The organism is Mycobacterium innocens (assembly GCF_900566055.1).
GTDB lineage: Bacteria > Actinomycetota > Actinomycetes > Mycobacteriales > Mycobacteriaceae > Mycobacterium > Mycobacterium innocens.
This window is the reverse complement of sequence record NZ_UPHQ01000135.1, coordinates 1-10,430: the sequence shown is the minus strand read 5'-3', so window position 1 is coordinate 10,430 and position 10,430 is coordinate 1. Positions and strand designations below refer to the sequence as shown.

General features: G+C 65.1%; 10 protein-coding genes and 3 pseudogenes. 5 read left to right on the top strand and 8 right to left on the bottom strand.

Translation table 11 applies throughout. The features are described 5' to 3' along the window. Positions 1 to 120 precede the first annotated feature (120 nt). The 4 genes and pseudogenes from EET03_RS14475 to EET03_RS14460 all read right to left on the bottom strand — a co-directional run bounded on the left by EET03_RS14475 (position 121) and on the right by EET03_RS14460 (position 1,422). Positions 121 to 429 carry a PIN domain-containing protein gene (locus EET03_RS14475; protein WP_075541615.1) on the bottom strand — a complete coding sequence of 103 codons (309 nt, stop codon included), beginning with the start codon at positions 427 to 429 and terminating at the stop codon, positions 121 to 123. Then, positions 426 to 554, bottom strand: a complete 129-nt coding sequence (locus EET03_RS32425) for a hypothetical protein (protein WP_279637701.1) — start codon at positions 552 to 554, stop codon at positions 426 to 428. Before EET03_RS32425 ends, EET03_RS14475 begins: the two co-directional genes overlap by 4 nt. A 557-nt stretch (positions 555 to 1,111) precedes the next feature. Further along, a pseudogene (locus tag EET03_RS14465) lies at positions 1,112 to 1,246 on the bottom strand (PPE domain-containing protein); the annotation flags it as partial. Then, positions 1,243 to 1,422 carry a hypothetical protein gene (locus tag EET03_RS14460; protein ID WP_075541614.1) on the bottom strand — a complete coding sequence of 60 codons (180 nt, stop codon included), beginning with the start codon at positions 1,420 to 1,422 and terminating at the stop codon, positions 1,243 to 1,245. The pseudogene EET03_RS14465 and the gene EET03_RS14460, both read right to left, overlap by 4 nt. A gap of 262 nt (positions 1,423 to 1,684) precedes the next feature. Between EET03_RS14460 and EET03_RS14455 the strand changes: the two genes are divergently transcribed. Then, a complete protein-coding gene (locus EET03_RS14455; protein ID WP_063469188.1) occupies positions 1,685 to 2,278 on the top strand; it encodes a TetR/AcrR family transcriptional regulator in 594 nt (197 codons plus the stop codon). A 52-nt stretch (positions 2,279 to 2,330) separates the two neighbouring features. Here the strand turns inward: EET03_RS14455 and EET03_RS14450 are convergent, their stop codons facing one another. Next, positions 2,331 to 3,293 (bottom strand): carbohydrate kinase family protein, encoded by a 963-nt coding sequence (locus EET03_RS14450; RefSeq protein WP_244232366.1) that lies wholly within the window; start codon positions 3,291 to 3,293, stop codon positions 2,331 to 2,333. Positions 3,294 to 3,441: 148 nt separating this feature from the next. Here EET03_RS14450 and EET03_RS14445 point away from each other — a divergent pair, with 148 nt between their 5' ends. Both EET03_RS14445 and EET03_RS14440 read left to right on the top strand, forming a co-directional pair. Continuing rightward, a complete protein-coding gene (locus tag EET03_RS14445; protein ID WP_063469192.1) occupies positions 3,442 to 4,071 on the top strand; it encodes a nitroreductase family protein in 630 nt (209 codons plus the stop codon). After that, positions 3,960 to 4,883 (top strand): fructosamine kinase family protein, encoded by a 924-nt coding sequence (locus EET03_RS14440; RefSeq protein ID WP_279637700.1) that lies wholly within the window; start codon positions 3,960 to 3,962, stop codon positions 4,881 to 4,883. The genes EET03_RS14445 and EET03_RS14440 overlap by 112 nt, the downstream gene beginning before the upstream one ends. A 326-nt stretch (positions 4,884 to 5,209) precedes the next feature. On the opposite strand, the pseudogene EET03_RS31565 reads toward EET03_RS14440, so the two are convergent. Next, a pseudogene (locus EET03_RS31565) lies at positions 5,210 to 5,371 on the bottom strand (PE family protein); the annotation flags it as partial. 859 nt (positions 5,372 to 6,230) lie between these two features. Between EET03_RS31565 and EET03_RS14430 the strand changes: the two are divergent. Both EET03_RS14430 and EET03_RS14425 read left to right on the top strand, forming a co-directional pair. Next, positions 6,231 to 7,202 (top strand): NAD(P)H-hydrate epimerase, encoded by a 972-nt coding sequence (locus EET03_RS14430; protein ID WP_099193547.1) that lies wholly within the window; start codon positions 6,231 to 6,233, stop codon positions 7,200 to 7,202. Between the two features lie 348 nt (positions 7,203 to 7,550). Continuing rightward, positions 7,551 to 8,606 (top strand): LOG family protein, encoded by a 1,056-nt coding sequence (locus EET03_RS14425; RefSeq protein ID WP_063469186.1) that lies wholly within the window; start codon positions 7,551 to 7,553, stop codon positions 8,604 to 8,606. Positions 8,607 to 8,674: 68 nt separating this feature from the next. Here EET03_RS14425 and EET03_RS14420 read toward each other — a convergent pair whose 3' ends face one another. Then, on the bottom strand, positions 8,675 to 10,234 hold the full coding sequence (locus tag EET03_RS14420; RefSeq protein WP_122508782.1) for an adenylate/guanylate cyclase domain-containing protein: 1,560 nt from the start codon (positions 10,232 to 10,234) through the stop codon (positions 8,675 to 8,677). After that, positions 10,231 to 10,430, bottom strand: a pseudogene (locus tag EET03_RS14415) (IS607 family element RNA-guided endonuclease TnpB); the annotation flags it as partial. The gene EET03_RS14420 and the pseudogene EET03_RS14415, both read right to left, overlap by 4 nt.

Sequence of the window (10,430 nt, the reverse complement as noted above, 5' to 3'; positions counted from 1 at the left end):
CTGATGCACCGCCTCGAACGACGCCCACCAGCCGAAGTCGAGGCCGAGTACTACGCTCAACAACAGATCGGGCAGCACACCGGTCACACGTAACGAGGTGTGCATGAAACCCGGGATGGTTCAGTATGTCGAATCGGCGCGGCTGCGGATCTCGGCCAACCGCACGAACATTCGCGCACAAAGCCCCGTAGATGCGTGCGGCGCCCGCGTCGAACGGTATCGGGTCGAATGTATCGGCGATCCAGTGGTATCGCTGCTCGCGCGCGGCGTTAAATTAAGCAGCGGATCCTCGGTATGCAGGCCATACGACAGTTGGGCAAGCGTGATTGTGCTGAGCGCGGCCGCACCAGCGTGAGCAGCTACCGCGTCGGTCGGATAGTCGATCACCACGGACGTATCCAGCAGCACGCGTTCATGAACCGTGATCACCGGGTACTGTCCCAGCGCTCGGCATTGCTATCGTCCACCGCGGCGTCGAGCCGACGTAGTTCGGCGGCGAAGCGTTCAACGCCCCAGTTCGGAAGCCGCCTGAGGCCGGCTGCGACCTCTGTCACCGGCACGAATCGTCGGCGTCGATCCGCCGCGGCCCGGTCATGAGGCACCAGGTCAGCCACCGGGATTCCATTCCTGGTGACCGTGAAGCGCTCTCCCCCTCGACGCGGCGCATAATCGCCCCGCTGTCGTTTCGGAGTTCCCGCTGACTGATCGTGGTCTCCATGACAGGAGTGTGGCACACAAGTGCTACATGGTGTAGCACTGCGCGCTGAGGTGCGTAATGGCCGTCGAAGTGGACCGCTACTACCCTACCCGGTGTGCGGGCAATGCTGTCCTGGTTCAGTCAACAGCGGCACCACAGGCCGGTGTCGGCCACATTCGCCGCGACACCCTCGATGGTCAATGGATCAGGAGCTCCCCATGTGTGTTGTCCGGATCCTGCTCCCCTTTTGGGTACCGCTCGAACAGGACTCCAGTCAGAGCGACGTTTCCTGTGACCCATCTGGGACGTGCAAACTCTGAATTATACCGTTGGCCAGACTATTTCACCGCTGTCGATAATCGGCATTATCCGAGAGTTCGCGCTTTCACAAGCTGGATCAGAACGCGCAGCCGCAGCCACCGTGGCGTACTCGGCGCTCAGCGAGGACCATCCGGTGGCGGCGGCTACCAGTGAGGCCGGCCCGGGACCGGCGCGCAGCAACGCCGAGTGCACTTCCGGCGGCGAGGCCATCCACACCGCGGCGGTCATACCACCCCTCCATGGACGCCATAGGATGTCGCCGCCAATCCCTCGCCGGTGGCATCACGTGGCTCGGCCTCACCCATGCCCGCCCCTGCCCGGCTCAGCTGTTGAGCACCGTGGGTGGCCGCCCCGAGCTGCTGGATAGCCACGGCGTTAAACACCGGATCGCGCGCCGCAATCATCGGAGCCGCCACCGCCGCACTGGACGCCGCCAACCCTTCAGGAACCAGCCGCAACGTCCCAACCGCAAAGCCCTTCCGAGACCATGGGTCCGGGGGTGCGACTCGTCATTGGATCAACGGATTGCGGCGGCGGAGACGGTCGCGACCCGTTACGCGTTCACCGGCGTTCAAACTAAAGCTCTGCGGCCGAAGAACTGTTGAGCGCCGAGCCCCCCGGCGGTCTAGGTACGATTCCTGCGACTGCATTCGAAGGAGGTCCGGTGTGCAGAATCCCCGGGCGACAAACGACGACCTGACCGCCAAGGCCCGGATCCGGAATGCGGCGTTGGATCTGTACGCGCAGTACGGCGAGGACCGGGTGTCGTTGCGCGCGATCGCGGCCGAGGCCGGGGTGACGCTGGGACTGGTCCAGCACCATTTCAAGACCAAGGCCGGGCTTCGCCAGGCCGTCGACGAGCTTGTCGCGGACTATTTCTGGCAAGCGGTCGCCGAAGTAGACAATCAGGCCGGCCCCGCGGAGGCCGCAACCGCTCGGCGGGAGGCGGTCCAGCGCATGCTGGCCGAAAACCCCCCGGTGCTCAACTACATCCGCCGTGAGGCGTTCGAATTAGAAAAGAATGAGCGGAAACCGCTGCTCGACGTGTTGATCGATAACGTTCGCCGTGAGGTCATAGAACTGCGTGCAAGCGGAGTGGCCTCCACCGGACGTCACGAATCAAAGCAGGCGATCGCCGTGCTGGTGCGGCTCATGGGCGAGCTGTTTCTGCAGCCGTTGGTCGATGCCGCATGGCAGCGGCTCCCCCACAGTGATGACGACCCGACGCCGCGAGTGTCCGTGACAATCAAGGACTACTGATCTCGTTATCCCGACATCCTCGATGTGCGACGAAGACTTCCAACGCGTTTCATCAAGCGGTGGCAGTGTGGTCGGCGCTCGCGAACGCTTCGACCACATCGAGATCGTATGCGCCGGCGTCGGTTCCGATTCCGGTGGCGACGTGCGCTGCGGTAGCGCATCCAAGGCGAGCCGCTTCTCGAAGGTCGCGTCCGAGCGCGCGCCCGAGTATGAATCCGGCGGAGAACGCGTCACCGCAACCGGTGGTGTCGACCACATCAACTGCAAACGCGGGCACTTCGACGGTTTCCGTATCCGAAACGACCACGGCGCCTTTGCTGCCCCGGGTCACCGCCACGCAGCCGGCACCTGCAGCCAGCAGACAACGTGCGCCGGTTAAGACGTTAGCCGCGCCGGTGAAACCCAGCACCTGTTCGTCGTTGGGCAACAGATAGTCGGTGTGCGGCAGGACGTCGGCGATCCACTGCAGCAGCCCGGGATCCCCTGCCGCGAGAATGTCCACAGATGTGCTGAGCCCGTTGCTCTTTGCATACTGCAGCAGCTCGCCGGCCGCCGGACCTCCGAGAAACTCGGGACCGCCCAGGTGAAGGTGCGACGACTGGATCACCTCGTCCAGGTTGAGGTCTTCGAGCCGAAGCATGGCATTGGCGCCCACGCAATGCCAGGCCGGGCGGTCACCATTGGGGCGCACCGGGATGACCGACGCCGAGGTCTGGGCCGCCGTGCTCCGAACCAGCCCACCGACGTCGACCCCTTCGCGGCACAGCATCGCCAGCAGGGCGTCGCCCATCGCGTCGGTGCCGATCGCGCCGAAGGAATGGACTGTTGCCCCGAGCCGGCTCAGAACGACGGCCGTACCGCCCGCTGTGCCTGCCGGGGAAATCTTGATCGTCGGAACGAGCTGGCCCTGCGAGCCCTCGGGAATGGACGTGATGCCGAGGACGTGGGTGTCGAGGACGTGCACACCGACGACAGCGATCTCGACTGGGGTCATCGGGCGGTCGGCCTTTTCCATGTCCGGCACCGATGAGGCGATGGCGACCGTCTTCGCCAGGGCAACAAAACCACGCGGCCACTCTATGACGATGCCGGTGCGGCGGCATCGCATCCTGGGTCGGCCGTGTTGAATTGTGGTCATGACAGCGCATCAAGAGCCCTTGACCATGCCACTCGAAGAGGCGATGCGTACTCAGCGTGCCATCCGTCGGCTCAAGAGTGATCCGGTCGACGACAGCCTCGTGCTCCATCTACTCGAGCTGGCCATGAAGGCGCCGACCGGTTCCAACGCTCAGAATTGGGAGTTCATCGTCGTCAAGGATCGCGAAACAGTCGCGAAACTGGGCCGTCTGAACCGCAGAGCCATGAACCTCGTCAGCCCGATGTACAAGCGTTCCTTCGAACGCCGCGGTGACGAGAAGATGCTTCGGCTGCAAAACGCCGTGCAATGGCAGGCCGACCATTTCGAGGAGATCCCCGTCGTCGTTGTCGCCTGCCTCAAGGGCGTCATTCCACCCTGGCCGTCGGTCGCGACGAGCAGCGCTTACGGTTCCATTTATCCGGCGGTGCAGAACCTGCTGCTGGCCGCACGTGCGGCCGGGCTGGGTGCGGCATTGATCACCGTGCCGCTGTGGAGCAAGCTACTGGCGCGGCGGGCATTGGGGCTGCCATGGAATGTCACGCCGTGCGCGGTAATCCCTCTTGGCTGGCCGATCGGCAAGTACGGTCCCACGACGCGCCGGCCCGTCGCCGAAGTTGTCTCGCTCGACAGATACGGCAATCGGGCATTTCGGTAGTTGGGAGACGTGCGACAGATGACCATCGATCCTCTGAAAGTAGCGTGACCGAGTTCGTCAAGCGCCATGCTGGCGCGCCCGCGGGCTATTTCGCCTGGGAAGCCGCAGGGCTGCAATGGCTTTCAAATGTCGACGGCGGCGTGCCGTGCGCCACCGTCTTGTCAGTCAACGCGACGAGCCTGACCCTGCGGCGGCTTGATTCGGTGACACCGAGCCGTGAAGCGGCATACACGTTCGGCAGCCGGCTTGCCGTCACTCACGACGCGGGTGCACCGGTGTTCGGCGCAGGGCCCTACGGGTGGGACGGACCGGGGTTCTTTGGACCATTGTCGCAGCCGTTGCCGATGTCGCTACGGCGGCACCAACACTGGGGTGAATTCTATGCCGAGGAGCGACTGGTCCCGATGGCCGATCTGGCGGCGGTACGGCTGGATGCGTCGACCCGGGGGCTGATCGACGGTGTCGTGGGGCGTTGCCGTGCAGGTGATTTCGACGACGACGACCAGCCGGCTCGGCTACATGGGGATTTGTGGAGTGGCAATCTGGTGTGGACACCCGCCGGCGTGGTGCTGATCGACCCGGCAGCGCACGCTGGCCACCGCGAGACAGATCTGGCGATGCTGGCGTTGTTCGGCTGCCCACACTACGACGCCATCCTCGCCGGATACCAGCAGGTGCGATCGCTGAAACCCGGGTGGCGCAACCGCATCGGGCTACACCAGCTCTTCCCGCTGCTGGCGCATGTTGTGCTGTTCGGCGGCGGGTACGCACGACAGACGCAAGCCGCCGCCCGCGCCGCGTTGGCCCTCTGACGTTCCTGGTCACCTCGCGAAATCCGTTGTCGGGGGCCAACACGGATGCCGGTATCGGCCGAGTGGCTAGACCAACCCGTTAACGCCGGTTGCGCCGAACAACAGCCCCCCGGTGCCCCCGGCACCGGGAACGCCGGGGGGAAACGCCAGGCCCGGCGTTGCCGCCGTTGGCGCCGTTGCCGATCGAAGGTGGGCGACGCGCGGCCAGGGTCGGCGCGTTGATCACATTGAGCAGGTCCCTGCTCCACGGCTTGCAGAGGCGAGACGTTGGCGGCCTCAGCGCCGACGTAGGAGCCCGCTGCCGCGGTCGACGCCCGCACGAACTGGTCATGCAGCACGGCCATCTTGGTACTGAGCGCTTGGTAGTCCTGACCGTGCGAACTGAACAATGCCGCGATGGCCGCGGACACTTCGTCGGTACCCGCGGCCGGTACCGCCGCCGTCGGCCCCGCTACCGCCGCGTTCGCAGCGGTCACCGCCGACCCCATCGCGGCCAAATCCGCGGCCGCAGCAGTTATCATCTCCGGCGCAGCGATCACACACGACATTGCCATCTCCTCACCCGCCGAACTCGACGACTCAGCAGTGCAGCGGCCATATGGGCGCCTGTGCGCTGCGGCAATTGCGGTGGTGCAATTGGATTCGACGTCAGCAACCTGCCGCCTGCTGCGGGCAGAGCTGATCACCGACCTTTCTGCTTACGGCGAGCGTAATTTCGCCTCAGTCGCACGATTGGCCTTTCAGCCAGTTTTCAGCGGGCCCACAGCTAATGCTCGGGATGGCGGAAACAGGTCTCGGCCAGCCGATGAATGTCTGCTGGGTCGAGACACAATCGGGGCGTCGGAAGGCGGTATCGACGTACCGGCGCTCTCGGCGACCGCGAACAGCGAAATACCCGGTGCTCCAACCATTGTCGTCCCCGATGTCCGACGACGGACCCGACAGCGAATTCCGCGCCGACCTGGCCGAGAAGCCCGGGTCGGCTCCGGGGTCGTTGAATCCGGGTCGAACCCCAATGCCGCCGGGCGCCAGCATGTGCGCGTGCCGACGCTGTGGCCACGCGCTGAGGTAAACCCATGTCAGCGTTGGGCTCCCAGGAGTAGCGTGATGCCGGCCGCAGTGAAACCCGAATGCACTACACCAGGAGTGACGATTGGTCGCCACAATCGAGGCGGAGCCGGTTGAGCGGCCGACGACTGCGGACCCTATCCGCGCAAATCCCGGACGAGCCGGCAAGCAGACCGGTGATGCCACTTCGGGTCCGAACCCGCCGAGGGCGGTCAGGCCCACACGCGGTCAACGCCTCGGTGCCCCAACGCCGAACCACAACATGATGGGCGCAACGACATGATCTCGATCACCGTGGCAGAACTGGCAGACCTGCTGGTGGAGACCGGCGAACGACACCATCAGGCTTACGCCGACACCGACGGTGCCGACCCTGAGTGGGCCCTGTGGTACAGCGGTTACCTGCAGGCGCGGCTGTGGGACCGCGCCGGGCCGTTGCCGTCCCGGAGCCAGTTGGTCGGGTTGCTCCAATCCGCCGAGCGGCGCTACGGCGGCGCTGAAGGCTGGCCAGCGCGATACGCGGGCCACCTACTGGCCGGGCTCGACGTGAGTGGGCCGCACGTATTTCCCGCCGTGGTTGCCGACGACATCGGTTGGCTGACCAGGGAGCAAATGGTCGAGGTGGACCGCGTGATGATGCAGGACTTGCGTATCGACCTGATTCAGATGATGGAGAACGCCGGTCACCGGCTGGCCCGTTTGGTGCTCGCCCTGGCCGCGCCCGACCGGGTCGCTGTGGTCGCGGGTTCCGGTGGCAATGGGGGCGGCGGTCTGGTAGCGGCACGGCATCTGGCCAATGCAGGCGTCGACGTCGTGGTGACGCTGGGCGGTCCAGCAGACCAGCTGAGCCCGGTGCCGGCACACCAGTTCGACATTCTGCGGCGCATGAAGGTGGCGACCAGCGATACCGTCGTCGATGCCGACCTGACCGTGGACGCGCTGATCGGCTACTCCCTGCGCGGCGCACCACGGGGGCGCGCCGCCGAGCTGATCGCCGCGATGACGTCCGCTGGTTCGGTGGTCGCGTTGGACACGCCGAGCGGACTTGACGTCACATCGGGAGAGGCGCCCGGAGATGTCGTCAGCGCCGATGCAACACTGACGTTGGCGCTGCCCAAGATCGGTATGCGCAAGGCGCCGCAGGTCGGTGCCCTCTACCTCGCCGATATCTCGGTGCCCCGGTCGGTCACCGCCGCACTCGGTCCGCAACCACCCGACTTTTCCGCCTCGCCGATCCTGCGGGTGGTCTGACCCATCAGTTGCCAGTATCGCGAATACTGTGTTCGGCGTGCGTTCAGAGCCACCTCAGGGCTTGCACGAAATGTTCTGTACCGCTTGCTGATCCATGTGTCCCACGCGGCCTGGTCAGCTGGGCCGAACCTGTTCCCCGCGCGCGGCCGAGGTCTGCATATCCCAGCGGAGGTCGATTTTTGGTCGGCGCGGAGATTACTGATTACCGGCAAACCGGCTGCATTCGTTTTAGTTTGTTCTTCAAGAGATTTCATCAACGGTGCGGCTGCTCTTGTGCGGCTATGTGGTCTACCGGAGTCCGCACATGTTCACCCGACCGATGACCAGACATGAAAGTGCTGAGTTCAGATGCCGAACCTGGAAGTTCCGTTTCAGCCGCTCCGCAACTCGTTGTACACGTCACTGGAGCTGATGAGTGGCTTCGAACCGCACCGGCCACTCAGCTTCGCCGAGACATTGGACTTCCGCTCGTACCGGTACTTCACTGCCAACGGCGGCGCATGTCCCACCGATCCCTACGCCGGGATGATGCAGGCGCTGCACGACCACTCGATCATGCGCGCCCTCACAGTGTTTTTCCACAGCGTCAAGTCGCCGACGGTGGCCATCATGGGCGGCCACGACGAGACTCGCGCGAGCCCGAACTACGCAAATGTGGCACGCATTGCGCGGACATTGACCCAGTGCGGCTGCCTGGTGGCAAGCGGCGGCGGGCCCGGCGCCATGGAGGCCACCCATTTGGGTGCGATGCTCGCCAACGCGTCGGATCAAGATGTGACCGAGGCACTGAAACACTTGCAGAACGAGCCGACGCTGCCCGACAGTGCGGCGGTGGTCTCGTGCACCGGCGAGATCGATACCGCGATCGTGCGCCAGTTACACGATTGGGCCGCGCCCGCCTACGAGATTGCCCAAACATTCGCCGACACCGGGGGGCGCAGCATCGCGGTTCCCACCTGGTACTACGGCAGCGAACCAATGTCACCGCTGGCTACCGACGTCGCCAAGTACTTCCAGAACAGCATCCGCGAAGACATCCTGCTCTCCCTGGCGGCCAACGGGATCATCTACACCCGCGGTGCGGCGGGCACACTCCAGGAAGTGTTTCAAAACGCCGCGCAGAACTACTACCCGAGAAATGCGGTGGCGTTCTCCCCGATGATCTTCCTCGGCCGGGAGTTCTGGACCGAGAAGCTGCCCGTGCTGCCGGTTTTGCAGGCCCTGTTCGTTGGCGGCAAGAAGCTGACACCTGAGGACTTTGACCAACTGGTGCGCATCGTCGATACCCCCGACGAGGCGGTCGACGCGCTGCTGCAGCAACGCCCGTCACCCGCGAAAATGTTGGACCGCATGGAAGCCGTCGGCTTCGGACCGCTGATGAAGGCCACCCGGCCACTGACCTAAGCGTTCGGGGCCCGAGTTGCTTATCGCGGGACAATCCTGGTTGTTCGTGACCGGCCGGAAAATTGCTGTCACACAGGTTGATTCGATGCTTGCGAGGTCAATAGGCGCACAAAACCGACAGGGGCGGCGAAGCCCTTGAGCATGACCGTCTCGTGGCGCTGGGGCACGTCGGCCACAATTTCCCGTACCGCCGGATCGTCGGCGACGGCTAGTGACAACACGATGTCGTCGCCGGCGCTCTGGCCCTGCAGGCGGGCGGCCATGTTCACCGTTGAGCCGAAGTAGTCCAGGCGGTCGTTCAACGTCACGACGACGCAGGGACCGGCATGCACGCCCACCTTCAGCACAAGGCCGCCGCCTGCAGATGCCGACGCGGCTATCCCCGCTTGCATGGCGAGCGCCGCGCGGACCGCTCGCGCCGGATCGGTGAATGAGGCCATGACCGCGTCACCGATCGTCTTGACCACCGCACCGTCATGGTCTCGCACGATCGCGGCCAGCAGCGTGAAGTGCTCGCGCACCAGGTTGTAGGCAGCGGCATCTCCGACCCGTTCGTAGAGGGCCGTCGAGCCCCGCAGGTCGGTGAACAGCAACGCAACCTGGCTGAGCCCCGCATCGTCGCCCGGGCGCAGCGTCGCCTCGGCGAACAGATCGCGAAAAGCCTGCAGCGAGATCACTTCTGGCGCCGGCAACGTCTCGCGCGCCCAAGTTCGGTCCTCAATCAAGGCTGCCAGCTCGAAGCCGGCGTCATTGACAAAGGTCACCCTGCCCGGTGCGTTCTTCGGATCCGCGGCGTCCAGTACCTCGACGCCCGACCCGGTGATGCGCAGACCGGGAAACGCGCCTGACTGGTAATCGACGTCGACGAAACCGTTGGGATGCAGCGTGCGTAACCGATACGAGCCCGGGGGCAGGGCGACGGTCACGTCGCGCCGCTCCCCCGCAGCCAGCAGAACCTGTACGGCGACATGTTGCGTCTCCATCGGCCCCGACAGACAGAAACGGCCGCCGGGCAACGGGCGCACCGTGGGCGCCGGCGCGAACGTCAGCTCGACGTTGCGCTCGAAGTCGCGATCGTAGTCGATGTTGCACGACGGACAGTGCGCACCGTGGGGCAGCTCGGACAGGGTGGCGACGCTGACCTTGGTGCCGCGGCAGTTGGGGCAGAGCAAATCCCACTTCATGCCCAGCAATCCAACCTTCACGCCGGCGAGACAGGCCTCGGTCGCAACGCGCGCAGGCACGCCGAGAGTGTCCGCCAGCGCCTTGGGTCGCAGACGGGTGAGGTCGGTCGCCATGCCGTGCAGGACAAGGTCGGCGAGCCGCGCGCCCAGCCCGTTACCGTAGGGGCTGCGGTCCATTTCACGCGCCATCGCCGCAGCCCGCTCGCGGGCACCGGCGGGCAGTTTGGGTTCCGGCAACACGAACGGTGTCATGCGGTTGGGTGCATGATCGCCGTGAGCAAAGTCGACCGCTTCCAGGACGCGCTTTCCCACCGCTTCGCCCGCCTGGGCCGCTAGCCGCGCGCCGAAGAGGCGGCCGACCAAGCTCAGGGGCTCCCATTCGAGTGGAGTGAGTGCATAGGTGACACGCGAGCCCGTTGCGAGTGAGTGATCTTTAGTGGTCACGCGACTCGCACCCCATTTCGGGGTTGTTCGGCAGCCTTGCGGCTGCGTCCCTTCCGCGCTTCACAGCCGCCGGCCGGGCCAGGCCCGGTCTTACGGTCGGCTCCACGCTTGACGGCGGCCCCAACTGGGCCGACGACGCTAATGGTGTCCTCGTAGCGTGCGAGGTTGATCGCGGCGTTGTCATCACGTTGGTGTG